Source organism: Janthinobacterium sp. 1L-D-8-B-C4 (assembly GCF_057291295.1).
The window spans coordinates 224,089-248,848 of record NZ_JBXAVX010000008.1; the positions used below are offsets into that span (position 1 = coordinate 224,089).

The following is a 24,760-nucleotide window of genomic DNA, read 5'->3' on the forward strand; positions in this document are numbered from 1 at the left end:
GATTTTATTGGTGTTTTACATACTAAACCAGACGTGTTCGCCAGCACAATGCTAAGCCACAGCGTCGGGAGCTAACTTTAACAGCAAAATGACAACTGAAGCGCCACTGCTGTCCTCACGATTCTCGATATCGATGCGTCCACCGTGTTCGTCGATGATTTTCTTCACCATCGCCAGACCCAGGCCGGTGCCGCGCGCCTTGGACGTGACATACGGCTCGAACGCACGCGCCAGGATCTTCGGCGCGAAACCAGGGCCGTTATCGGTAATGGCCATGCGCACGGCAACGTTTACGCCACCGTCCGCACTGCGATAATGAATTGCTTCGGTGCGTACGTCAATGCGGGGATGCGGAGTGCCCTCCGGCAAGTCGGCCATGGCGTCCTGCGCGTTCTGCAGCAGGTTGTGTATCACCTGGCGCAACTGGGTCGGATCGCCCATCACCATCGGCAGGTTCGGCGCCAGTTGCGGATGGATGATGTCGCCGTCGTCGCCGCCCAGGTAGAGGTTCAGTATCTCCTCGATCAGCTCATTCAAACGCAGTGGCGCGAGCACCGCCGGCGGCGTGCGCGCATAGTCGCGGAAGTCGTCGACCATGCGTTTCATCGCATCGACCTGCTTGACGATGGTGGTGGTGGCGCGGCCCAGCAAGTCGGCGTCGCTTTGCTCCAGCTTGCCTTCGAGCTTCATCTGCAATCGCTCGGCCGACAGCTGGATCGGCGTCAGCGGGTTCTTGATTTCATGCGCCAGGCGGCGCGCCACTTCGCCCCAGGCGATCGAGCGCTGGGCCGAAATCACATCGGAAATATCATCGAACACGACGATGTAGCCGCTGCCGGACTCGAGCGGCAGGCGCGAGCCGCGCGCCAGCAAGGTGATGTCGTTCTCGTCGGCGCTGCTGCCCAGGCGGCGCGGAATTTCGATCTGGCGCTGCCAGTGCAGGCGCTGCAAGTTGCGGCCCGACGCCGATTGCGCGCTCTGCGCCGAAAAGGCGCTGACGATGGCGGTGCCGAATTCCTCGATCCCGGCAATGCCGGCCAGCGGCTGGCCCACCATGGTCACGCCCGCATGCTGCAAGATGCGCTCGACCGATTCATTGCAGGTGACGAGCTTGAAGTCGCCATCGAGCACCATCACGCCGGCCGACATATTGGCCAGCACCGATTCCAGGTGGGCCTTGGCGTTCTGCAAGGCAGCGCGGTTGCTTTCGACCGCCGTGCGCGCATCAAGCAACTGGCGCGTCATGATATTGAACGACTGCGTCAGGGTACCGAGTTCATCGCGCGAGGCAACAATAGGGCGCGGCGACAGGTCGCCCTCGGCCACCGCGCGCGTGCCTTCGGCCAGCAGCAGCAGCGGCTGGGCCAGGTTGCTGGCGATCAAAAAAGCGCTGCCGATGGCGCCAAAAATGGCCAGCAGCAGGGTCAGGGTGAGAATTTCCATGTACATCTTGCGCAGTCCCTCGCGCGCGACAAAGCGTTCCTTGTATTCGCTGTAGGCGCCACGCAGCATCTCGCCATTGGTGGCCAGCTTGGGCGGCACCGACTTGAGCAGTTGCAAATAGCGTGGCGATACGGACGGGCCCGGTACGGCCACCAGCACGCGCAGGCGCAAACTGGCGGCGGCGTCCAGCGACGACGGTGGCCCGGCGCGCATGCCGCCACCGCCCGACTCGCTGTCGTCATGCAGCTCGGCGCCGCCTTCGGCCGAGGCATAGCCGGCCGGCGTTGCCGCCTGCGCCAGCATGGCCGCCGTCGGCAGGTCGGCGCCGCTGTGCGGGCCGGCGCTGGCCAGCAGCATGCCGTCGCCGCTGACCACCATCACGTTCTGCATGCCCTCTTCGCGCAGCAGGCTGGTCAGCACTGCCGGGCCGGCCACGGGGTCGGCGCGCAATTCATCGACCGCATTCTTGCCGCGATGATCGAGTTCGACCAGCGCCGCGTCCAGGCCGGCGCGGCCCAATTCCAGGCCGGACTCCAGCGCCGCTTCGATCTTGACGTTGAACCACGATTCGATTGAATGGGAGACAAACTGCAAGGAAACCAGAAAAATCACCAGGCCGGGCAGGATGCCGACTGCGGCAAACAGCATCACCAGGCGCATCATCAGCTTCGAGCCGAACTTGCCGCTCTTGTAACGCGCATACAGCCGGCCCAGTGAAATGCCGACCAGCGCCAGCAAGGACACGGCGACGGCCGCGTTCAGGCCCAGCAGCCAGGTGTAATAACGGTCGAAGAAGCCGGAGTTGTCGGAAGCGGACGCCAGCAGGAACAGCAGGATGCTGACGATGCCGCCGCCCACCACCAGCAGATAGCGCAATGCCTGGGTCACTACTCGGCCGTATACAAGAAGGTTTTTTTGTTCGAAGCCAGGCGCCAGTCGCTGTTATTGAAGGCGTTGACCTGGATCGGCTTGGGCAGGTAGTCGCGGTCCATGCCCATGCGCAAGGTGACGTTATAGGTCTGCCCCACTTTCAGCGCGCCGCGCGCCGCCACCAGCCAGCGGCTGGGCCGCCGGATCAAAAACAGCGCGTCGTCCAGGGTAGCGAAGCTTTGCTGCAGGCCGCCCAGCGAGACATGGTATTGCCGCGTCAGCACGTTGTATGACAGGCGGCTGGTCTGGCGCGCCACGATGGCTTTTTCATCGAACCAGTACCAGCGCGGCCGGGTCAGTTCGATTTCCGTCGTGAAAAACAGCGGCACGCCATGCTGCACCGCGTCGTCGAGGTCGTGATTGAGGTCGAATGAATAACTGGCGGCCAGCTTGTAGCCCTCTTCGCCCGACTCGATATAGGCGCGCGTGATCTCGACCACATCGGCGGCATGCGCGCGTGGCGTCAGGCATGCCAGCAGCATCAGCAGGGACAGGAATCGGAAAAATGTCACGTGGTGGCCGGTGGTATCCGTGAAAAAAGGGGCGACGTATCGCTCAAGCCGCATTTTTTTGAAATAGCGCATAGAACAAACCGTCATGGTCCTGCTCCGCGCTGCCGGTCGGCAACAGCTGGCCAGGGGCTGTCAAACGGGTCGCGTTATTGCGCACCGCAAATGCCGCCGCCTGCGCCTCGGACTCCTGTGGCCACAGTGAGCAGGTCACGAACAGCAATTTACCATCGGGGCGCAGCATCTGCCACAGATTGTCCAGAATTTTGGACGAAAGTGTTGCAAGTTGCAATGCATCACCCTTGCGGCGCAGCCAGCGGATGTCCGGGTGGCGGCGCACGATGCCCGAGGCGGTGCACGGCACGTCGGCCAGGATGCGGTCGTACTGCTGGCCGTCCCACCAGGCGCTCGATTGCGCGTCCTGCGCCTTCAGGGTCGCGTCCAGGCCCAGGCGCTCGAGGTTTTCGGCGATGCGCGGCAGGCGCTTGGCGTCGGCGTCGATGGCTGTCACCTGCACGTCGGCCAGTTCCAGGATATGGCAGGTCTTGCCGCCGGGTGCGGCGCAGGCGTCAAGCACGCGCATGCCATCGTGCAAGTCGAGCAGCGGCGCGGCCAGCTGCGCGCCGGCATCCTGCACCGACACCACGCCCTGTTCGAAGCCGGGGATCAGCGCCACGCCGATCGGCTTGTCCAGGCGCACCGCAAACGGCCCGACCTGGCGTGCGGCGATACCGGCTTCCGCCAGCACGGCCAGGTAAGCTTCCACCGTGCTCTTGCGGCGGTTCACGCGCAGGGTCAGCGGCGGCACGGCATTGCCGGCCGTCAGGATCGCCTGCCAATCACGCGGATAGGCCACGCGCAGCGCGTCGATCCACCACTGCGGATAATTCCATTGCGCCAGCGGCTGCTGCAAGGCCGCTTCCAGCAAGGACTTGCGTTCGCGCAGGAAACGGCGCAGCACGGCGTTGACCATGCCCTTGGCGTGCGCCAGGTCCGGGTGCGAGGTGGCCACCGTAACGGCCTGATCGACCACCGTGAATTCCTCGTACGGCTGCTCGCCCGGCTCGGGCGACATCAGCGACAGCGCGCAGCACAGCAGCGCGGCCAGCATCGGCGGCTCGGGCGCCTTGGAAGTCATCAGGCCGACCAGCGTCTCGCTGCGGCCCAGCTGGCGCATGGTACGGTAGGAAATATCCTGGATCGCGCCGCGCGCCTGGGCGCTGGCATTCGACTGCGCAAACACTTTGGCCAGCGCCTGCGGCAGCGCCGTGCCGGTGCGCACCTGGGCCACGGCATTGGCCGCGCCCAGCAGGCAAAAGGCCAGCGAATCGGCGCGCAGGTCAGGCTGGAAGCCTGGCTGCAAGACCGGTTTCAGGTCGGGATGGTAGCTGGGACGCAATTTTGCGGCGGCAGGCGCGGCGGCAGGCGCTGGCCTGGTTTTCAGTTTCAGCGTGGGGCGCTTGTTCATAAATTATCCGGTGTGGCTGCGCGCGGCGGAAAAATCACGATCGCGCGTCATCATAAAGGGACGATTGTAGCGTTTGTCAGGCCCTCTGCACCAATCGATTGCAGCGATCCGGGCATTTCGCTGCAAAAAAGTGCATATATACAAGCGGAACTGGCCAGGTTGATGTTTTCATGCACCAATGGCCGCGTATTGTTCCAGCCGGCAAACCAGTATAATTACCGCAGTCCGGGCGACGGCATCGACCGTCGTCCGTCTTGCATTCTGATCCATTCTATTCAATCTTAACGCGGTTCCGCCGCCATCCTGCTCATGCTCGCCCAACAGAAACAAGAAATCATCGCCCTGTTCCAGGCCGCCCTCGCTCCCGTACTGGCCGGCACCTCGCTCGCGCCTGCCGTGGTGCTGGAGCGACCACGCGACGCATCGCATGGCGACGTCGCCTGCAATATCGCCATGCAACTGGCCAAGCAGTTGAAACAGAATCCACGCGAACTGGCGCAAACCATCGTCGCCGCCGTGCTGGCCAACCCGGCCGGCAAGGGCCTGATCGAGGCAGTGGAAATCGCCGGCCCCGGCTTTATCAACGTGCGCGTGTCGAACGCCGCCAAGCAGGCGGTGGTGGGCACCATCTTGCAAGAAGGCAGCAACTACGGCCGCAGCAACGCTGGCGCCGGCAAGCAGGTGATCCTGGAATTCGTCTCGGCCAATCCGACCGGCCCGCTACACGTGGGCCACGGCCGCCAGGCGGCGCTGGGCGACGCCCTGTCGTCCCTGTTCGACGCGCAAGGCTACAAAGTCACGCGCGAGTTCTATTACAACGACGCCGGCGTGCAGATCCAGACCCTGGCCAATTCGGTGCAGGCGCGCGCGCGCGGCTACAAGCCGGGCGACGCCGAGTGGCCGGAATCGGCCTACAACGGCGACTACATCCAGGAAATCGCCGACGATTTCAAGGCCGGCAAGACGGTCTCGGCCAGCGACGGCCAGCCCGCCACCGCGAATGGCAATATCGAGGACATCGATTCGATCCGCCCGTTTGCCGTCACCTACCTGCGCAACGAGCAGGACATCGACCTGCAGGCCTTCGGCGTGAAGTTCGACAATTACTATCTTGAATCTTCGCTGTACAAGGACGGCAAGGTCAACAGCGCCGTGGAAACCCTGGTCAAGGCCGGCCACACCTACGAACAGGACGGCGCGCTGTGGCTGCGCACCACCGACTATGCGGACGACAAGGACCGCGTGATGCGCAAGACCGACGGCACCTATACGTATTTCGTGCCGGACGTGGCATATCACCTGGTCAAGTGGCAGCGCGGTTTCGTGCAGGCGATCAATATCCAGGGCAGCGACCACCACGGCACCATCGCCCGCGTGCGCGCCGGCCTGCAGGCGCTCGACATGGGCATCGCGCAAGGCTACCCCGACTACGTGCTGCACAAGATGGTCACCGTCATGAAGGATGGCGAAGAGGTGAAAATCTCGAAACGCGCCGGTTCCTACGTTACCGTGCGCGACCTGATCGAATGGTCGGGCGGCGGCGATATCGCCAAGGGCCGTGACGCCGTGCGCTTCTTCCTCATCTCGCGCAAGGCTGACACCGAATTCGTGTTCGACGTCGACGTGGCCTTGAAAACCACCGATGAAAACCCGGTCTATTACGTGCAGTACGCGCATGCGCGCATCTGCCGCATCCTGGAAAACTGGGGCGGCGACGAAAGCGCGATTGCCGGCGCCGACCTGTCGCCGCTGGTGGCGCCAACCGAAGCGACCTTGCTGGCCACTCTGGCAGCCTATCCGGAAATGCTGGCGCGCGCGCAGGCCGAACTGGGACCGCACCAGGTGGCGTTCTACCTGCGCGACCTGGCCGCCAACCTGCACAGCTTCTATTTTGCGGAAAAAGTGCTGGTCGAGGACGAGGCCGTGAAAATGGCCCGTCTGGCGCTGGTACTGGCCGCGCGCCAGGTGCTGCGCAACGGCCTGGCACTGATCGGCGTCTCCGCGCCAAACAAAATGTAAACGCAAAGGTCCAAACCTTCATGAATCAAGCTTCCCGCTTTACTTCCAGCCGCCGCCAGCAGGGCAATACGCTGGTCGGCATCATTATCGGCCTGGTGGTCGGCCTGGGCATCGCCGTGGTGGTGGCGCTGGTCATTTCCAAAGGCAATTCGCCGTTCACCGACAAGTCGGGCAAGGTGGGCAAGTCGGCTGAGCCGACGGCCGGCCAGATCGCCGACCCGAACAAGCCGATGTATGGCAACAAGGAAGCGGCGCGGGAAGCGGCGCGCGATTTCTCGAAGGAGCCACGCGAACTGGCCTTGCCGGGCCAGATCACGGCGCCGGCGGCGCCACCGACCACGCCACGGCCGCCACCGCCGGACGCGCTGCAGGAATTGATCGGCACCCTGAAGGACAAGCCGGCGCCCAAGGCCACGGCTGCGGCGCCGACCGTGCCAGCGGCAGCTCCGGCGCCCGCCGTATCAGCCACACCGCCGGCGCAAGCCAAGGCCGATGCAGCCGGCGACAAATGGATTTATTATCTGCAGGCCGGCGCTTTCCATGAGATGGCGGACGCTGAAAGCACGCGTGGCAAACTGGCCCTGCTGGGCTTTGAGGCAGCCATCAGCGACCGCAGCACCGATGCCGGCGTGCTGCACCGCGTGCGTGTCGGCCCCTTCAACCAGCTCGATGCGATGAACCGCGCGCGCACCAAACTGTCCGAAAACGGTGTCGATGTCGCCGTTGTCAGGAATTCCAAATGAGTCATCAAAACAAGGAAGCAGCATGCGTTTTCTGAATACAGTATTGTTTGCCGTCGCCCTGTGCAGCGCCGCCTTCGCCCATGCGTCGCCAGCCGAGCCGAAGAACGGCGTCGAGTACGAAACCCTGGCCACGACCCAGCCGACCGAAGCGGGCAAGAAGATCGAAGTGACGGAATTTTTCGCCTATTACTGCCCGCATTGCAATGTGCTGGAGCCGCAACTGGCGGCCTGGGTCAAGAAGCAAGGCGACAATATTGTCTTCAAGCGCGTGCACGTGTCGCGCGACGCCAGCGTGGCGCCGCAGCAGCGGCTGTTCTTCACCTTGCAGGCGATGGGCCTGCTGGACCAACTGCATGGCAAGGTCTTCCAGGCCATGCATGTAGAGCATAACCGCCTGAACAGTGACGACGCCGTGTTCGACTTCGTCGCCAAGCAGGGCGTCGATCGCCAGAAGTTCATCGACACCTACCGCTCGATGGGCACTGCGGCCCGCGTGCGCAAGGCTGACGCCATGATGCAAGGCTATAACGTCACTTTCTGGCCGATGATCGCCATCGATGGCCGCTACATCACCTCGCCATCGCAGGCCGACCAGGGCAGCAAATCGGCGAAGAACGAAGAACAGCTGAACGCCCAGGCCCTGACGGTGATGGACGTGCTGGTGGCCAAGGCCAAAGCGGAAAAGAAATAAGCATGGGCATCACCTGATGCAACGGGTCTTTATCACCGGCGCGTCCAGCGGCCTGGGCGCCGCGCTGGCGCGCCAGTACGCCAGCGAAGGCGCGCAACTTGGCCTGCTGGCCCGCCGCGGCGAGGCGCTCGGTCAGCTGATCGCTTCCCTGCCCCGGCCCGAACTGCACCGCGCCTACGCCGTCGATGTCTGCGACCATGGCGCGCTGAAGCAGGCCGCCGACGATTTCCTGGCCCATGCCGGACGCATCGACGTGGTCATCGCCAGCGCCGGCGTCTCGGTGGGCACCCTGACCGAACACGCGGAAGATTTATCCGTCTTTGCCAGTGTGATGGCCATCAACGTCAACGCCACCGTGGCCACCTTTGCGCCATTCATCACCGCCATGAAAGCGCAAGGCAGCGGGCGCCTGGTCGGCATCGCCAGCGTGGCCGGCATCCGCGGCCTGCCCGGCGCCGAAGCCTACAGCGCCTCCAAGGCGGCCGTGATCAGCTACTGCGAATCGCTGCGCCTGGAATTGAAACCTGCCGGCATCCGCGTCGTCACCATCACGCCCGGCTATATCGATACGCCGATGACGCGCCACAACGCCTACCGCATGCCGTTCCTGATGCCAGCCGACGCCTTTGCGCGCCGCGCCGCGCGCGCGATTGGCGACGGCGACAGCTACCGCGTGATTCCCTGGCAAATGGGCGTGGTGGCCAAGCTGCTGCGCCTGCTGCCCAATGCCGTCTACGACCTGGCCTTTGCCAGCGCTCCCCATAAAGCCCGCCAGCCTGCGGCTGGCACGCAGCCGCTCCCATGACCCTCCATTCTGATTTGAACAGCGCGGCCATCGCCGCCCTTTGCGCCACCGGCGCCTCCCATGTCGCCATCGAAGTGGTCGACGAAACCGGCTCGACCAATGCCGACCTGCTGGCGCGCTGCGCGCAGCTCAGAGGCCCCACCCTGCGCATCGCCGGCCAGCAGACGGCCGGCCGCGGACGCGCCGGCCGGCCGTGGCTGTCGCAGGCGGACGCCAGCCTGATGTTCTCGCTGGCCTGGCGTTTCAAGGGACCGCTGCATGCGCTGGTGGGATTGCCGCTGGCTGTCGGCGTGGCGCTGGCCGAGACCATGGGTACGCTGGGCGTGCCGGTGCAACTGAAATGGCCGAATGACCTGATCAAGGACGGCAGCAAACTGGCCGGCATTCTGGTCGAAACCCGGCAGGCTCAAGATGCCGGCGTGTGGGCGGTGATCGGCTGCGGCATCAACCTGACCATGCCCGACGCGCTGGAACAGCAAATCGGCCGCAGCGTATCGGCCGTGCCCTGGCTGGCGCAGATGGAGCGCAACGCCCTGGTCGCCGCCTTGCTTGGCCGGCTGGCCGGCATACTGGCCGAATTCGACGATACCGGTTTTGCGCCGTTTACCGAGCGCTGGAACCAGCTCCACGCGTGGCAGGGCCAGCAGGTAAACATCCTCGACAACGGCCAGCTGCTGCAGCAAGGCATTGCCGCTGGCGTCGACCAGCAAGGCCGGCTGCTACTGGCAACTGAAGCGGGCCTGGTGGAAATCATGTCCGGCGACGTCTCCTTGCGCCTGGCGCAGGAGTGAGCACATGCTACTGCTGATCGACGCGGGCAATACGCGCATCAAATGGGCGCTGGTGGCACACGACAGCAGCTTGGGCGGCTGGCTGGCCAGCGGCGCGGTGGCGCATGCGCAGCTCGATACCCTGGGCGCGCAGTGGGCGCCACTGGCCGTCACGGAGGCGCTGCTGTCGAATGTGGCCGGTGCATCGATCAGTTCGCGCCTGCGCGCCATGCTGCCGGTCGCCGCCGATGATTTTATATCGCTGCCGCAGCTGGCCGGCGTACGCAACGGTTATCGCAATCCAGCCCAGCTCGGCTGCGACCGCTTTGCCGCCGCCATCGGCGCGCATGCGCTGGCGCCAGGCCAGGCCGTGATTGTCGCCAATTGCGGCACCGCCACCACCATCGACGCCATCACGGCCGACGGCGTGTTTTTGGGCGGCATGATCCTGCCCGGGCTGGGCCTGATGGCCAGCTCGCTGGCGCGCAATACGGCGCAGCTGCCGCAGATCGCCAGTACTTCCCCGCTGCCGGCCGGCTTTGCCGACAATACCGACGACGCGATTCTTTCCGGCTGCCTGGCTGCGCAAACCGGCGCCATCGAGCGCGCCGTGCGCATGCATGGCGCGCAAAGCTGCCTGCTGTCGGGCGGCGCCGCGCCGCGCATCGCCCAAACGCTGGCATTGCCGTTTCAACTGGTGGACAATATCGTCATGCTCGGCCTGCAGACGGCGGCCAGGGCAAACCGCGCGCAAGGAACACAACCATGCTGAAATTCGTCTTCTGGCTGCTGGCCGCCATCAACCTGCTGGTGCTGGCCATCGGCCAGGGCTACCTGGGCAGCTTTCGCACCGAAACGCGCGAACCGGCGCGCCTGAAAAACCAGCTGCACGCCGACAAAATCACCTTGCTGACACCAGCCCAGGCGACGGCGCCGGCAGCGCCGCCAACCGCAGCTGGGCCCGCACCCGCGCCAGCCGCTGCAGCGCCACAGCTATATGCCTGCACCGAAGTGGGCAACTTCGTGCTGGCCGACGCGCGCAAGTTTGAAGCCAGGCTGGAACCACTGGCGCTGGGCGAGCGCCAGTCGCGCCGCAACGTGGCCAGCCAGGATATTTCCAGCTATATGGTGTATATCCCGCCGCAAGGCAGCAAGGAAGGCGCCGACCGCAAGGCCGGCGAACTGAAGCAGCTGGGCGTGACGAATTACTTTATCATGGGCGAAGGCAGCCCGCAGCGCTGGGGCATTTCACTGGGCGTGTTCAAGTCCGAAACAAGCGCGCAAAGCCATCTGGCGTCGCTCAACAAACAGGGCGTGCACAGCGCCCGCGTGGCGCCGCGCTACAGTTCCAGCAAGCAGCTCGCTTACCAGTTCCGCGACCTCGATACAGCCACGCGCACGCGGCTGGCCGAGATCACGAAGCAGTTCGAGGAACAGGAACTGCGCAGCTGCAAATAACTAGCGTTCGATCACTATCGGCTTGACGCCGGCCGATGCCGGCAGGCTGGCCGCCGCGCGCGCCGCATCGGCGCGGCTGCCAAACGGCCCGCCGTACAAACGGAACAGCGGGCCGGCCGGCACCACGTCCAGCGTGCCCAGTGTTTGCGCATACGGCGCCAGCTGCGTGCGGCCCTCTTCGGCATTATCAAGACGCGAGTAGGCGCCCAGCTGCAGATAAAAACCGGTGGCCAGCGCCGTTGGCGCGGGCGCCGCGACGGTCGCGTCGAGCATGGCGGTGATTTCCGGCTGCACTACGGCGCGCATTTCCGGCTCGCTGTCAGCCGGCGTGTCGATCGACCTGGCGACAACTGACGGCACCGGTTTCGGCGCTGCGCGCGAGGCCAGGATGGCGTCGATATCGGCCGGCAGCAGCCGCTCGACGATTACCTGGTGGCTGCCCTTGCCGAGGAAGCCCAGTTTCAGCGCCGCCGTGTACGACACGTCGATCACGCGCGTGGCGTGGAACGGTCCGCGGTCGTTGATGCGCACGATGACCTGCTCGCCGCTGTCGATGCTGGTCACGCGTGCATACGACGGTATCGGCAGGGTCGGGTGGGCCGCCGTCATCTTGTACATATCGTAGATTTCGCCCGACGAGGTACGCTGTCCATGGAATTTCTTGCCATACCAGGTGCCCGTGCCGCGCTGGGTAAACGGCTCGTTGCCGGTGATCGGCGTATAGGTTTTGCCGAACACCACATAGGGGCGGTTCGAGCGCGTGGAATATGGCTCGTTGCGCACTTCCGCGTCGGGCACGTCGCGCAGGTTGGCCGGCGGATTGTCGCCCGGGCCGTCATCCTTGTAGTAGCCGCCACGGCCCGAACTGGCGGCCGGCAAGGCCGGCAGGGTCGGGTCCTGGCGCACCGGAATCTTGACCTTGCCGCCATGCGGCATCTTGACGTTATCGGGCTTTTGCGGCGCCGTGCCACAGGCGGCCAGGGTCAGCAGGACGGCCAGGCCAACCCCACGCGCATACAGGCGATCGAAGGGCGCGCGCATCAGGTCTGCACCAGCTTGCGGTGGCGCTGTATGCTCATCAGGATGCCGGTGGCCACGCCCAGCGTGATCAGGGCGGTGCCGCCATAGCTGAGGAAAGGCAAAGGCACGCCGACCACCGGCAGGATGCCGCTGACCATGCCCATGTTGACGAAGGCGTAAGTAAAGAAAATCATGGTAATCGCTCCTGCCAGCAGGCGAGTGAAAAAACTGGGGGCGTTGGCGGCAATCATCAGGCCGCGGCCCACCAGCAGCAAATACATCAGCATCAGGATCAGATTGCCGGCCAGGCCGAACTCTTCGGAATACACGGCGAAAATGAAGTCGGTGGTGCGTTCCGGCACGAACTCCAGGTGGGCCTGGGTGCCATGGGTCCAGCCCTTGCCCGTCATGCCGCCCGAACCGATGGCGATGATGGACTGGATGATGTGAAAGCCCTTGCCCAGCGGGTCCTTGGTGGGGTCGATCAGCATCATCACGCGGTCGCGCTGGTAGTCATGCATGTGCGACCAGGCAATCGGCAGATAGCAGCTGACGACAATCACCAGCCCCAGCATGATACGCCACGGCAGGCCTGCCAGGAAAATCACCGTAAAACCGGCCGCCACCACCAGCAGCGACGTACCCAGGTCGGGCTGGCGCGCGATCAGGTACACGGGCGCGAGCAGCAGCACGGCGGCAATCGCGAAAGACTTCCAGCGCAGCGCACCGGCATTGTGCTGGAAGAACCACGCCAGCATCAGCGGCGCGGCGATCTTCAAAAATTCGGAAGGCTGGATATCGATCACGCCGATATGCAGCCAGCGCCGCGCGCCCAGCTTGATGGTGCCGAACAGCGCCACGGCAATCAACAGCAGCACCGAGATCGTGTACGCCGGCACGGCGATGCGCATCATCATCTGCGGCGTGACATTGGCCGTCAGCCACATCACGAAGAAGCACAGCACGATATTGCGCAGGTGGTCTTCGATCTTGCCCGGAATGCCCAGGCTGGCCGACGCCAGCGTCAGCAAACTGGTTGCCAGCAGCATCAGGATGATCAGCATCAGCGGCGGATCGAATACCGCCAGATAGGGCTTGGCGCGCCGCCACAGCGAGCGCCTTTCGTTAATCGACATGCAGTTCCTTATTGCCTGGCAGGCGGCGTGCCAGCCTGTTCATCGGTGATTTCTTCGAGCGTGCGCACCTCGTCGACATCTTCCTTCGGCACCTTGGTGGTGTCCCTCTCCTTTTCGCCCGGGCGCTTGCCCAGCAGGTAATAGTCGAGCGCCTTGCGCGCGATCGGCGCGGCCACGCCGGCGCCAAAACCGGCGTTTTCCACCACGATCGCCATCGCGATGCGCGGCTTGTCGGCCGGCGCAAAGGCGGTAAACAAGGCATTGTCGCGCAGCCGTTCGGCCAGCAGCTTGGCATTGTACTTCTCGTTTTTCTTGATGCCCACCACCTGCGCGGTCCCGGTCTTGCCGCCCACCGTGTACTGCACGCCGGTAAAGATTTTCGCTGCCGTGCCGCCCGCTTCGCTGGTCACGCCGACCATGGCGCGCTTGATGGTGTCGATGTTTTCCTGTTTCAAAGGAATCCGGTAGCTTTCCTTGGGCACCGTCAGGGTGCGCGCGCGGGTAGCGGGGTCTTCGATGATCTTCACCAGGTGCGGCTTCATCACCACGCCGTTATTGGCCAGCGTCGCCGTGGCGTGGGCGATCTGCAGCGGGGTATAGGAATTGTAGCCCGAGCCGTTGCTGACCGAAATCGTGTCGCCGCCCACCCATTTCTTTTGCTGCGCCGTCTTGAAGCGGTTGCGCTTCCATTCGGTCGACGGCAGCACGCCGGTCTTCTCGTTATTGAGGTCGATGCCCGTCAGTTGGCCGAAACCGAACGGCTTCATGAAGTCGTGAATGGCGTCGATACCCATGTCGCGGCCCAGCTGGTAATAATAGGTATTGCACGACACAACGATGGACTTGTGCATGTCGACGGTGCCGTGGCCGCCGACCTTGTCGTCGCGGAACATATGCCCGCCCAGCATGAAAAAGCCCGGGTCGGAGATAGCCTGACTCGGCGTGCGCTTGCCCAGTTCCAGCGCGGCCAGCGCCATGAAGGGCTTGAAGGTGGAACCGGGTGCATAAGTGCCCGACAAGGGCCGGTTGACCATCGGCCGGTCCAGCGAGGTATTGAGTTCGTTCCAGCTTTGCTGGTCGATGCCGTCGACGAACAGGTTCGGATCGTAGCCGGGCTTGGAGACATAGGCCAGGATGTCGCCGGTGGCCGGGTCGATCGCCACGGCCGCGCCGCGCCATTCGCCGAACGCCTCTTCCATCACTTTCTGCAGCTCGATGTCGATCGACAGGATCAGGTTATTGCCTGGCACGGCGGCCGTGCGCGACAGGGTGCGCATGGCGCGCCCGCCGGCCGACACTTCCACCTCTTCGTAGCCGGTGGTGCCGTGCAGCTGCTTTTCGTAGCTTTTTTCCAGGCCTTCCTTGCCGATATGGTCGGTGCCGTTGTAATTGGCGGCGTCGTCGCCCTCTTCCAGCGCCTTCGACTCATTGCGATTGATGCGGCCGATAAAGCCCACCACGTGCGAGGCCACTTCGCCCATCGGATACTGGCGGAACAGGCGCGCCTGCACCTCGACGCCGGGAAAGCGGAAGCGCTGGGCCGAGAAGCGCGCCACTTCCTCGTCGGTCAGGCGCGTGCGCAGCGGCACGCTGACGAAGTTTTTCGACTCTTCCAGCAGTTTCTTGAAGCGGCGGCGGTCCTTGACGTCGATCTGTATCAGGGTGCCCAGTTCGTCGATCACCGAGTCGAGGCTGGCGCTCAGCTTGGACGGCGTGATTTCCAGGGTAAACGCCGAATAATTGCGCGCCAGGACCACGCCGTTACGGTCCAGAATCAGGCCGCGCGTGGGCACGATGGGCACCAGCGCGATGCGGTTGTCCTCGGCCTTGGTGGCGTAGTCTTCATGCTTGATCACCTGCAGCCAGATGAAGCGCGCCAGCAGCAGCGAAAAGCAGACGAAGACCAGCGCGCCCAGTATTGTCAGGCGCAGCCGGAAGAAATGCAGTTCGCGCTCGGTGTTTTTAAGTTCGGTCATGACAGGTCAGGCTCAGATCGGCCGGTTATGGTCGCGGTCCACGGCGCGGCGCTGCGGCGCCAGCAGCATCCAGGTGATGATCGGCCACAGGATCACGGCGATAAAGCTTTCGATGAAATTGAGCCAGCCCGGAAAACGGCCCGACACGATCAGCCGCGTCACCAGTTGCAGCGCCTGTATCAGCAGCAGCAGCGGCAGCACGTGCAGCGCCTGCGTCATGACCGGGAACCACAGCACGCGGCGGTGCATCATGATGGCGAAATACGACAGCAAGGTATAGGCCAGCGCATTTTCACCCAGCAGTGTCGAATCGTGCACGTCCATCATCAGGCCCATGAAAAACGCCACGCCAATGCCGACCTTGCGCGGCTGGTGGATGCCCCAGAAGACCAGCACCAGCGCGACGAAATCGGGCACGCCGACGAAATGGCCCCAGGGCAGCAGGTTCAGCAGGAACGCGCACAGCAGCGAAAAGCCGATGAACAGGGGGCTGACCGGCAACAGGATGTAATGCGGGCGGTTCATCGCGTGGTCTCCGTCGGCGCGGTGGCGGGCTTGGCGGCCGGCGCCGTGGTTGCCGGTGCCGGTGCGGTGGCTGCCGGTGTGGTGCCTGGCGCGGCGGGCGTGGTGGCGGGGGTGGCGGCCGGCTTGGGCGTATCCTTGATCGGCGCCATCTTGCCTGCGATCTTGCGGCCGACCTTGATTTCTTCGACCGGTGGGCGCGGTGGAATGTCGGGCGAACTGGTCAATATCAGCAACTGGGTATTGCGCTCGATACCGGCCAGCGGCTGGCACACCACGCGGCCGAACGGCCCGTGCGCATTGCGCTCGACCAGGGTCACGCGCGCCACGGCCAGGCCGGCCGGGTACAGGCCGTCGAGGCCGGAAGTAATCACGATATCGCCGATCTGGATGTCGGCCGTCGGTTCGGTAAAGCGCAGCTCCATGGTGCCGGACTTGCCGCGGCCATAGGCCACGCTGCGCACGCCCGTGCGCAGCAGCTGCACCGGAATCGCCTGCTCTTCATCGGTCAGCAGGGTCACTTCCGAAGTAAAGGGAAACACGCGCGTGACCTGGCCGACCACGCCCAGGTTGTCGATCACGGGCCGGCCCAGCTCGACGCCGTGCTGGATGCCGCGGTCGAGCACGATCTTGCGGGTCGCCGAATCGCGCGTGTCGTACAGGATTTCGGCCAGCATGGATTTGACCGGCACGCGCTCGCGCGCTTCCATCAATTTGCGCAGATGGTTGTTTTCCACGATATTGAGCTGCGCCTGCTGCAGGATCTGCGCCGAGGCGATCTGTTCGTGCTTGAGGTCGCGCACCTGTTTTTCCAGCGCCGACAACGACGAAAAATACGTGCCGACGCCAAGCGCCACGTCGCGCGGCACCAGCGCCGCCATCTGCACCGGATAGAGCACGGTGCCGACCGCCTGGCGCACGGCGGTCAGCGCGTGCATGCGCGAATCGACCAGCAGCAAGGCGATCGAAATGCCGGCGAACACCATCATCTTGACGCGGGCGGAGGCGCCCTGTTTGAAAAGTGGCGGAGGACTGTATTCCATGACTTCCAATAATCAGGCCAGGCGCAGAGCGCCAACGTGCGGGCCCCGGCCACATGCCGGCGCCTAAACCAACGCCGGAAACCCGCTTTCCGGCCGTTGATCCGATTACTCGTAGGAGAAGATCGAGCCGAGCTTGTCCATGCGCTCCAGCGCCATGCCGGAACCGCGCACCACGCAGGTCAGCGGGTCTTCGGCCACCAGCACCGGCAGGCCGGTCTCTTCCATCAGCAGGCGGTCCAGGTCGCGCAGCAGCGCGCCGCCACCTGTCAGCATCATGCCTTTTTCAGCAATGTCGGCGCCCAGTTCCGGCGGCGTCTGTTCCAGCGCGTTCTTCACGGCCGAGACGATATTGTTCAGTGGGTCGGTCAGCGCTTCGAGGATCTCGTTCGACGAAATGGTAAACGAGCGCGGAATGCCTTCGGACAGGTTGCGGCCCTTGACTTCCATCTCTTTCACTTCCGAACCCGGGAAGGCCGAACCGATGGCCTTCTTGATCGCTTCGGCCGTCTGTTCGCCGATCAGCATGCCGTAGTTGCGGCGGATGTAATTGACGATGGCTTCATCGAACTTGTCGCCGCCGACGCGCACCGAACCTTTGTAGACCATGCCGCCCAGCGAAATGATGCCCACTTCCGTGGTGCCACCGCCGATGTCGACCACCATCGAGCCGGTCGCTTCCGACACCGGCAGGCCGGCGCCGATGGCCGCGGCCATCGGTTCTTCGATCAGGTAGACCTGCGAAGCACCGGCGCCAAGCGCCGATTCGCGGATCGCGCGGCGTTCCACCTGGGTCGAGCCGCACGGCACGCAGATGATGATGCGCGGCGACGGACGGAAGAATTTCGAATCGTGCACCATGCGGATGAACTGTTTGAGCATCTGTTCGGTGACGGTGAAGTCGGCGATCACGCCATCTTTCATCGGACGGATCGCTTCGATATTGCCCGGTACCTTGCCCAGCATCTGCTTGGCTTCCTTGCCGACTGCCTGGATGGTCTTCTTGCCGTTCGGGCCGCCTTCCTGGCGGATCGCGACGACCGACGGTTCGTCAAGGACGATGCCCAGGCCGCGTACATAGATCAGAGTGTTGGCCGTGCCCAAGTCAATGGCCAGATCGGTGGAGATATACCTGCGTAAAAAACCAAACATGAGTGTCCTGTAGCGCATCGAGCTGCGCAAAAGCTGTTTATGGGGAGTTTCAAAGCGGGCGCTTTCAGGCTCCTTCGAAAACCCATGCAGGCGTTTTTCGGCGGTTCGCTTGGCGCTTGCGCAATCGTTTCTATGCTGCGGCAGCAGTCCATCGGCGCCGGCAACGCATTAACCCGCCATTCTACCTTATAATTTGAATGCGATTTGCCCAAAAACCATGGAAAAGTGCGACCCCGGCCGCCGCGAATTAGGCGGCATTCCCGAGTTTTTGTGAGCAAAAGAGCAGTAAATACCCGCGTTTTATCAAAGCGCCAACTTAATACTTATTGCGTGCCCCGCGCACCTTTCGCCATGTCCCTGACACTCTCCGATGTAAAACGCATTGCCCATTTGGCACAACTTGACATGGCCGACGACCAGGCCGCCACGTCCCTGGAACAATTGAATAAAATTTTTGCGCTGGCAGAACAAATGCAGGCCGTCAATACCGATGGCGTGGCGCCCCTGAGCCATCCGCTGGCCGCCCATATGGACAATATCGCGCTGCGCCTGCGCGAAGACCGGGCCACGGAAAGCAACCACCGCGAGGACTACCAGGCGGTGGCGCCGAAAGTCCAGGATGGGCTTTATCTGGTCCCCAAAGTGATCGAATAAAGCAGCGCCAGCTCACTCGCCCATTTGCCGAATACACCACACTAGAAACGCCATGCATACAAAATCCATCAAACAGCTGTCCGCGCTCTTGCAGAACAAGGAAATTTCCGCCGTGGCACTGGCGACGCATTTCCTCGACCGCATCGCCGCCGACGGCTCGAACGCCTTTTTGCACGTCGACCGTGCGCTGACCCTGGCGCAGGCCGAACAAGCCGATGCGCGCATCGCCAACGGCACCGCGACCGCCCTGACCGGCGTGCCGATCGCCCACAAGGATCTGTTTGTCACCAAAGGCTGGCGCACCACGGCCGGCTCGAAGATGCTGGCCGACTATGTCAGCCCGTTTGACGCCACGGTGGTGGAAAAATGCCTGGCCGCCGGCATGGTCAGCCTGGGCAAGGTCAATTGCGACGAATTCGCCATGGGGTCGGGTAACGAAAACTCGGCCTTCGGCGCCGTGAAAAACCCGTGGGACACGACCGCCGTACCGGGCGGCTCGTCCGGCGGCTCGGCCGCCGCCGTTGCCGCGCGCCTGACGCCGGCGGCCACCGGCACCGATACGGGCGGCTCGATCCGCCAGCCGGCCGCGTTTTGCGGCATCACCGGCATCAAGCCAACCTATGGCCGCGTGTCGCGCTTCGGCATGATCGCGTTTGCCTCCTCGCTGGACCAGGGCGGCCCGATGGCGCAAACCGCCGAAGACTGCGCGCTGCTGCTGAACGTGATCGCCGGCTTCGACGAGCGCGATTCAACCAGCCTGACGCCGGAACAGGGCGGCGTGGCCGAAGACTTTACGCGCCAGCTCGAACAACCATTGAGCGGCCTGCGCATCGGCGTGCCGCGCGAGTATTTTGGCGACGGCCTGGCCGGCGACGTGGAAGCGGCCGTGCGCGGCGCGCTGGCGCAATACGAAAAACTGGGCGCAATCCTGGTCGATATCTCGCTGCCGAACACCGCACTGTCGATACCGGCATACTATATGATCGCGCCGGCCGAAGCGTCGTCCAACCTGTCGCGCTATGACGGCGTGCGCTACGGCCACCGCGCCAGCGCCTACAAGGACCTGCAGGACATGTACAAGAAAAGCCGCGCCGAAGGCTTTGGCGCCGAGGTCAAGCGCCGCATCATGGTCGGCACCTATGTGCTGTGCCACGGCTATTACGACGCCTACTACCTGAAGGCGCAAAAGATCCGCCGCCTGATCGCGCAGGACTTCGAGGCGGTGCTGAACGGCCCGAATGCGGTCTGTGACGTGATCATGGGACCGGTCGCGCCGACTGTGGCCTGGGACCTGGGCGACAAGACCGACGACCCGGTGGCGAACTACCTGGCCGACATCTACACCCTGTCGACCAGCCTGGCCGGCCTGCCAGGCATGTCGATCCCGTGCGGCTTCGGCGCGGGCGACAAGAACGGCAAGCGCCCGGTCGGCCTGCAAATCATCGGCAATTACTTTGGCGAAGCCAAGCTGCTGAACGTGGCCCACCAGTACCAGCTGGTAACGGACTGGCACACGCGCGCGCCTGCCGGCGTTTAACTAAAAAAGAAACGAGAACACTATGCAATGGGAAGTCGTCATCGGTCTTGAGAACCACGTGCAGCTCACGACCGACTCCAAAATTTTCAGCGGTTCGCCGATCAAATACGGCGCCGAGGCCAACACCCAGGCCAGCCCGGTCGACCTGGCGCTGCCGGGCGTGCTGCCGGTGATGAACAAGCAGGCGGTCGACCGCGCCATCCGTTTCGGCCTGGCCGTCGGCGCCACTGTTGCGCCGCATTCGGTCTTCGCGCGCAAGAACTATTTTTACCCGGATTCGCCCAAGGGCTACCAGATCAGCCAGTTCGAAGACCCGGTGGTGATCGGCGGCGCTTTGACCTTCGGCTACGAAAAGGATGGCGAATTCGTCACCAAGACCGTCAACCTGACGCGCGCCCACCTGGAAGAGGACGCCGGCAAGTCGCTGCATGAAGACTACGCCGGCATGAGCGGCATCGATTTGAACCGCGCCGGCACGCCGCTGCTGGAAATCGTCTCGGAACCGGAAATTCGCAGCGCCGCCGAAGCCGTGGCCTATGCCAAGGCACTGCATTCGCTGGTGATGTGGCTGGGCGTCTGCGATGGCAACATGCAGGAAGGCTCGTTCCGCTGCGACGTCAACGTGTCGGTGCGCCCGGTGGGCCAGAAGGAATTCGGCACCCGCTGCGAAATCAAGAACCTGAACTCGTTTCGCTTTATCGAAGAAGCCGTGCACGTCGAAGTGCGGCGCCAGATCGAACTGATCGAAGACGGCGGCAAGGTGGTGCAGGCAACGCGCTTGTACGACCCGGACCGCAAGGAAACGCGCGAAATGCGCAGCAAGGAAGACGCGCAGGATTACCGCTACTTCCCCGACCCGGACCTGCCGCCGCTGGTCATTTCACCGGAATGGATCGCCCGCGTCAAAGCGGCCATGCCGGAACTGCCGGCCGCCATGCGCGCCCGCTTCATCAGCGAATACGCGCTACCCGACTACGACGCGCTGGTGCTGACGCAGTCGAAAGCGATGGCCACCTATTTCGTCGCCGTGGTCGACAAGGCCGGCAAGGACAACGCCAAGGCCGCCGCCAACTGGCTGATGGGCGATGTGGCCTCGACCGTCAACCGCGAAGGCGTCGACCTCGACGCGGCGCCAGTCTCGCCAGCCCAGCTGGCCGCCATGTTGAAACGCATCGCCGACGGCACGATTTCCAACAAGGCGGCAAAAGAGGTCTTTGCCGGCATGTGGGAAGCCAAATCGACTGACGAGAACCTGGTCGACACCATCATCGACGCCAAGGGCCTGAAACAGATCTCGGACTCGGGCGCTCTGGAAGCCATCGTCGACGAAGTCCTGGCGGCCAACGCCAAGTCGGTCGAGCAATACCGCGCCGGCAAGGAAGCGGCCATCAATGCGCTGATCGGCCAGGCCATGAAAGCATCGAAAGGCAAGGCCAACCCGGCCCAGCTGACGGAATTGCTGAAGGCCAAGCTGGCAGCTTGATCAGCTTGCATCATCACAAAAGGACGCCTCGGCGTCCTTTTTTTCGTCTCACAGACAGCTTTGTCTGGTGGCTTCACCTTCATGCGAGGGCATTTCAGCACCATTGAAAATTAAAGTATACATTTTTGTCTACAACGTTTAATCTTGCCTTATTGAATATCAGGCAAGAGGAAAACAGCATGGCCAAGACTCCCGCTATCCCGAAACCGACGGCAGCCGAACTCGATCTGCTGCAAGCGCTGTGGCCACTGGGCGCGGCCACCGCCAAGCGGGTGCACGAGGCGATGGCGGTGGACAAGCCGGCGATCAACTACGGCACCGTGCTGCGCCTGATGCAGATCATGCATGGCAAGGGCCTGCTGATCCGCGACGAAAGCGCGCGCTCGCACGTGTATGCACCGGCCCAGGCGCAGGACAGCCTGCGCACCAATCTGCTGAAAGACCTGATGCAGAAGGCGTTTGCCGGCTCGGCCAAGGCGCTGGTGCTGGCGGCGCTGCGCACCGGCGTATCGCGCGCCGAGCGCGAAGAGATTGAAAAAATGCTCAAGGACGAGCAGTCATGAACGCCCTGGTGCAGGCGCTGGGCTGGACCTTGCTGCACTTCCTGTGGCAAGGCCTGTTGATCGCCGGCGCCACCGCGCTGGCCCTGGCCGCCTTGCGCAATGCACGCCCCGAAGCGCGCTACGCGGTGGGCTGCGGCGCCCTGCTGGCGTGCCTGTGCTGGCCAGCCCTCGGTCTGTATCTGCGCCTGGCGGGCAACGCCAGCGCGGTGGACATATATGCGGGCGGGCTGCTGCCGGCCGCGCTGCTGGCGCCCGACAGCCTGCCCGACCTGCCGCTGCTGCTGCGCGCCGTGGTCGGCGTCTGGGCCCTGTGCGCCGCCCTGCTGGCCCTGCGCATGGCGCTGGGCATGCTGTGGATAGAGCGCAGCGCCAGCCAGTCGGCTGGCCGGAATGCGCAGTGGCAGGCGCGCCTGAGCGGCATGGCGCTGGAGGCCGGCATCACGCGTGCCATCCGGCTGCGCGTGATTGACGGTATCGCCAGTCCGCTGGCGGCCGGCATCTGGCGCCCGGTGGTGCTGGTGCCGGCCTCGCTCATTACCGGCATGCCGCCAGATTTGCTGTCGGCGCTGCTGGCGCATGAACTGGCGCATGTGCGCCGCCATGATTATCTGTTCAACCTGCTGCAAAACGTGATCGAGGCGCTGCTGTTCTTCCACCCTGCCGTCTGGTGGATTTCACGCGGCGTGCGCATCGAGCGCGAACATATTGCAGACGATTTCGCGGCAAGACAACTGGGCGAACCGCGGCGCCTGGCTCTTGCACTTTCCGAACTGGAGCGTCTCCAGTTCTCCACCCACCACCTGGCCGTCGCGGCCAACGGAGGAGATCTTATGTCACGTATCACACGATTGCTGCGCCCTGCACCACAAGCACTGAACTGGAAGGCGGCCGTGCCGCTGCTGGCCCTGGCGGGCGCCTGCCTGGGCATTTATGGCCAGGCGGTGGCCGCCGACAAGCCTACCCAGGCAGATCGCCCTCCAGTGCTCGACTTCAGCACCTGTGCCAAGCCGACCTGGCCCGCCGCCGCACTGCAGGCGAAGCAAACCGGCACCGTCAACTTGTCATTCCAGGTCACTGCAGCCGGCAAGGTCGAGAATTCGAGCGTGGCAAGCAGCAGTGGCTACCCGGCGCTGGACGAGGCCGCGCGCAGCGGGATTGCCAAATGCACGTTCAAACCGGCGCTCGCCGCCGGCAAGCAGATCAGCTCGCCGGTACGGATCCAGTATGTCTGGTCACTTGAATAATCGGGACCAGTTTGAGATGACCGGCGACACTTGAAGGTATGATCATGGCATCTCCACTACAGTGAATTTGCCATGAAAAAAATCAAAACCGGCCTGGTCGGCTACGGCTTTGCCGGCTCCACCTTCCACGCTCCTGTCCTGTCCACCATCGCCGCCTTGGAACTGGCGGCGGTCGCTTCCAGCAAGCCCGAACTGGTGCACAAGGACTGGCCAGACGCCACCGTGTATGCCGATCCGGCGCAGCTGTTTGCCGACGAGTCCATCGAACTGGTGGTGATCGCCGCCCCCAACGAAGCGCATTTCAGCCTGGCGCAAGCGGCCCTGCAGGCAGGCAAGCACGTGGTGGTCGACAAGCCGTTCACGATTACCAGCGTGGAAGCCCAGACGCTGATAGCCCTGGCGCGAGAGCGCAAGCTGGTGCTGAGCGTGTACCACAACCGCCGCTGGGATGGCGATTTCCTCACATTGAAATCACTGCTGGAACAGGGCACCCTGGGCCGCGTGACCAGCTTTGAATCGCATTTCGACCGTTTCCGCCCCGAGATCCGCCAGCGCTGGCGCGAGTCCGCCGCGCCCGGTGGCGGCCTGCTGTACGACCTGGGTCCGCATATGCTGGACCAGGCGGTTCAGCTGTTCGGCGTGCCGGAAAAACTGTATGCCGATATCGCCTTGCAGCGCGATGGCGCCGAGGCGGTCGACTACATGCATATCGTGTTGTACTACGACCGGCTGCGCGTGGTGCTGCAGGCAGGTTGCCTGGTCAAGGCGCCGACGGCGCGTTTTGCCGTGCATGGCGACGCCGGCAGTTTCGTGAAATTCGGCCTCGATCCGCAGGAAGATGCGTTAAAGGCTGGCGGCAGGCCGGGCCAGCCGGGCTGGGGCGAGGATGGCGTGCGCGGCGCGCTGCACCTGGGCACGCAGCCGGACGGCCAGTTCGAGCATCTGCAGCTGCAGCCGGGCCGCTACCAGGACTTCTACCAGGGCATGGCCGACGCCATCCGCAACGGCAAGCCGGCGCCGGTGGCCGCCGAGGATGCGCTGCTGACGATCAGGCTGATCGAACTGGCGCTGCAAAGCTCAAGTGAAGGCCGCGTGCTGAAGGTATCGGCGGCAGCGTAGTGCTAGGAAGCGCTCTGGTTGGTGCCGGCCGGCCAGACCAGCTCCACACGGGCCGAAGCACCCTGTTTCACCTGCACCTTGCGCGTCAGAGTTTTGCCCGATAGCGTGGCGCGCAGGGTGTAGCTGCCGGGCGCCAGCCGCGCCAGCAGGTACGGGCCGGTGGCGGTGACGTCCAGCGCCAGCGCGCCTTTCGCGTCGTGGATTTCCAGCTTCACGTCCGAGGCAAACTGCGCGCGCGCGTCGGCCTGCACGGAAAACACCAGGCTCAAAGGCCACTGGCCGCTGGCGCTCTTGAAGGCCGTCGATTCGTCGAGGCCCACGCCGCCACTCACATACTCGACCGCACCGCTTTTCTGCACGGCCGGCAGCGCGCCTTCGGCCTGCGCATGGGCCGGCACGTGCAGCATGACGGCAGACAATACAATCGCGTTCAGTACCGCGGTGGCGCCAAGGGCGAGTCGATGGCTTTGCATGGGAG

The 24,760-nt window shown here is 63.9% G+C and carries 23 protein-coding genes; 13 read left to right on the forward strand and 10 right to left on the reverse strand.

What is annotated here, in order from left to right; genetic code table 11:
- Positions 1-51: 51 nt before the first annotated feature.
- From AC0Z42_RS16185 to rsmB, 3 genes are all read right to left on the reverse strand, one after another.
- The gene (locus tag AC0Z42_RS16185) at positions 52-2,331 is read right to left on the reverse strand and encodes a sensor histidine kinase (protein WP_485469218.1); all 2,280 of its coding nucleotides are present in this window, start codon (positions 2,329-2,331) and stop codon (positions 52-54) included.
- Positions 2,331-2,855: a DUF4390 domain-containing protein gene (locus tag AC0Z42_RS16190; RefSeq protein ID WP_485469266.1), complete on the reverse strand. Its 525-nt coding sequence runs from the start codon at positions 2,853-2,855 to the stop codon at positions 2,331-2,333. The genes AC0Z42_RS16185 and AC0Z42_RS16190 overlap by 1 nt, the downstream gene beginning before the upstream one ends.
- A gap of 73 nt (positions 2,856-2,928) precedes the next feature.
- Positions 2,929-4,350: a 16S rRNA (cytosine(967)-C(5))-methyltransferase RsmB gene (gene rsmB / locus AC0Z42_RS16195; protein WP_485469219.1), complete on the reverse strand. Its 1,422-nt coding sequence runs from the start codon at positions 4,348-4,350 to the stop codon at positions 2,929-2,931.
- A 309-nt stretch (positions 4,351-4,659) separates the two neighbouring features.
- On the opposite strand from rsmB, the gene argS reads away from it, so the two are divergent.
- The 7 genes from argS to AC0Z42_RS16230 are packed head-to-tail and all read left to right on the forward strand — an operon-like array spanning position 4,660 to position 10,836.
- Positions 4,660-6,369, forward strand: a complete 1,710-nt coding sequence (argS, locus tag AC0Z42_RS16200) for an arginine--tRNA ligase (RefSeq protein WP_485469220.1) — start codon at positions 4,660-4,662, stop codon at positions 6,367-6,369.
- Positions 6,370-6,389: 20 nt separating this feature from the next.
- Complete coding sequence (locus AC0Z42_RS16205; RefSeq protein ID WP_485469221.1) at positions 6,390-7,112, forward strand: SPOR domain-containing protein; 723 nt, start codon at positions 6,390-6,392, stop codon at positions 7,110-7,112.
- 22 nt (positions 7,113-7,134) lie between these two features.
- Positions 7,135-7,803, forward strand: a complete 669-nt coding sequence (locus tag AC0Z42_RS16210; RefSeq protein WP_485469222.1) for a thiol:disulfide interchange protein DsbA/DsbL — start codon at positions 7,135-7,137, stop codon at positions 7,801-7,803.
- Positions 7,804-7,819: 16 nt separating this feature from the next.
- On the forward strand, positions 7,820-8,608 hold the full coding sequence (locus AC0Z42_RS16215) for an SDR family oxidoreductase (RefSeq protein ID WP_485469223.1): 789 nt from the start codon (positions 7,820-7,822) through the stop codon (positions 8,606-8,608).
- The gene (locus AC0Z42_RS16220) at positions 8,605-9,399 is read left to right on the forward strand and encodes a biotin--[acetyl-CoA-carboxylase] ligase (RefSeq protein ID WP_485469224.1); all 795 of its coding nucleotides are present in this window, start codon (positions 8,605-8,607) and stop codon (positions 9,397-9,399) included. The genes AC0Z42_RS16215 and AC0Z42_RS16220 overlap by 4 nt, the downstream gene beginning before the upstream one ends.
- Before the next feature lie 4 nt (positions 9,400-9,403).
- Positions 9,404-10,150, forward strand: coding sequence for a type III pantothenate kinase (locus AC0Z42_RS16225; RefSeq protein WP_485469225.1), 747 nt, complete (start codon positions 9,404-9,406; stop codon positions 10,148-10,150).
- Positions 10,144-10,836 carry an SPOR domain-containing protein gene (locus AC0Z42_RS16230; RefSeq protein WP_485469226.1) on the forward strand — a complete coding sequence of 231 codons (693 nt, stop codon included), beginning with the start codon at positions 10,144-10,146 and terminating at the stop codon, positions 10,834-10,836. The genes AC0Z42_RS16225 and AC0Z42_RS16230 overlap by 7 nt, the downstream gene beginning before the upstream one ends.
- Here the strand turns inward: AC0Z42_RS16230 and AC0Z42_RS16235 are convergent, their stop codons facing one another.
- The 6 genes from AC0Z42_RS16235 to AC0Z42_RS16260 form a co-directional block, all read right to left on the reverse strand.
- On the reverse strand, positions 10,837-11,877 hold the full coding sequence (locus AC0Z42_RS16235) for a septal ring lytic transglycosylase RlpA family protein (protein WP_485469227.1): 1,041 nt from the start codon (positions 11,875-11,877) through the stop codon (positions 10,837-10,839).
- A complete protein-coding gene (gene rodA / locus AC0Z42_RS16240; RefSeq protein WP_485469228.1) occupies positions 11,877-12,992 on the reverse strand; it encodes a rod shape-determining protein RodA in 1,116 nt (371 codons plus the stop codon). Before rodA ends, AC0Z42_RS16235 begins: the two co-directional genes overlap by 1 nt.
- Before the next feature lie 8 nt (positions 12,993-13,000).
- Positions 13,001-14,968 (reverse strand): penicillin-binding protein 2, encoded by a 1,968-nt coding sequence (gene mrdA, locus AC0Z42_RS16245; RefSeq protein ID WP_485469229.1) that lies wholly within the window; start codon positions 14,966-14,968, stop codon positions 13,001-13,003.
- Positions 14,969-14,980: 12 nt separating this feature from the next.
- The gene (mreD, locus tag AC0Z42_RS16250) at positions 14,981-15,493 is read right to left on the reverse strand and encodes a rod shape-determining protein MreD (protein ID WP_485469230.1); all 513 of its coding nucleotides are present in this window, start codon (positions 15,491-15,493) and stop codon (positions 14,981-14,983) included.
- Complete coding sequence (mreC, locus tag AC0Z42_RS16255; RefSeq protein ID WP_485469231.1) at positions 15,490-16,533, reverse strand: rod shape-determining protein MreC; 1,044 nt, start codon at positions 16,531-16,533, stop codon at positions 15,490-15,492. Before mreC ends, mreD begins: the two co-directional genes overlap by 4 nt.
- A gap of 105 nt (positions 16,534-16,638) precedes the next feature.
- The gene (locus AC0Z42_RS16260; RefSeq protein ID WP_010393186.1) at positions 16,639-17,682 is read right to left on the reverse strand and encodes a rod shape-determining protein; all 1,044 of its coding nucleotides are present in this window, start codon (positions 17,680-17,682) and stop codon (positions 16,639-16,641) included.
- Between the two features lie 351 nt (positions 17,683-18,033).
- Between AC0Z42_RS16260 and gatC the strand changes: the two genes are divergently transcribed.
- The 6 genes from gatC (at position 18,034) to AC0Z42_RS16290 (ending at position 24,282) form a co-directional block, all read left to right on the forward strand.
- Positions 18,034-18,336, forward strand: a complete 303-nt coding sequence (gatC, locus tag AC0Z42_RS16265; RefSeq protein WP_485469232.1) for an Asp-tRNA(Asn)/Glu-tRNA(Gln) amidotransferase subunit GatC — start codon at positions 18,034-18,036, stop codon at positions 18,334-18,336.
- 52 nt (positions 18,337-18,388) lie between these two features.
- Entirely contained in the window at positions 18,389-19,873 is a 1,485-nt protein-coding gene (gene gatA / locus AC0Z42_RS16270; RefSeq protein ID WP_485469233.1) for an Asp-tRNA(Asn)/Glu-tRNA(Gln) amidotransferase subunit GatA, read from the forward strand.
- A gap of 22 nt (positions 19,874-19,895) precedes the next feature.
- Positions 19,896-21,356, forward strand: coding sequence for an Asp-tRNA(Asn)/Glu-tRNA(Gln) amidotransferase subunit GatB (gatB, locus tag AC0Z42_RS16275; RefSeq protein WP_485469234.1), 1,461 nt, complete (start codon positions 19,896-19,898; stop codon positions 21,354-21,356).
- 179 nt (positions 21,357-21,535) lie between these two features.
- Complete coding sequence (locus tag AC0Z42_RS16280) at positions 21,536-21,919, forward strand: BlaI/MecI/CopY family transcriptional regulator (RefSeq protein WP_485469235.1); 384 nt, start codon at positions 21,536-21,538, stop codon at positions 21,917-21,919.
- Positions 21,916-23,163: a M56 family metallopeptidase gene (locus AC0Z42_RS16285; protein ID WP_485469236.1), complete on the forward strand. Its 1,248-nt coding sequence runs from the start codon at positions 21,916-21,918 to the stop codon at positions 23,161-23,163. The genes AC0Z42_RS16280 and AC0Z42_RS16285 overlap by 4 nt, the downstream gene beginning before the upstream one ends.
- Positions 23,164-23,235: 72 nt before the next feature.
- On the forward strand, positions 23,236-24,282 hold the full coding sequence (locus AC0Z42_RS16290; RefSeq protein ID WP_485469237.1) for an oxidoreductase: 1,047 nt from the start codon (positions 23,236-23,238) through the stop codon (positions 24,280-24,282).
- Positions 24,283-24,284: 2 nt separating this feature from the next.
- On the opposite strand, the gene AC0Z42_RS16295 is transcribed toward AC0Z42_RS16290, so the two are convergent.
- Positions 24,285-24,755: a carboxypeptidase regulatory-like domain-containing protein gene (locus AC0Z42_RS16295; protein ID WP_485469238.1), complete on the reverse strand. Its 471-nt coding sequence runs from the start codon at positions 24,753-24,755 to the stop codon at positions 24,285-24,287.
- Between the last annotated feature and the right edge of the window lie 5 nt (positions 24,756-24,760).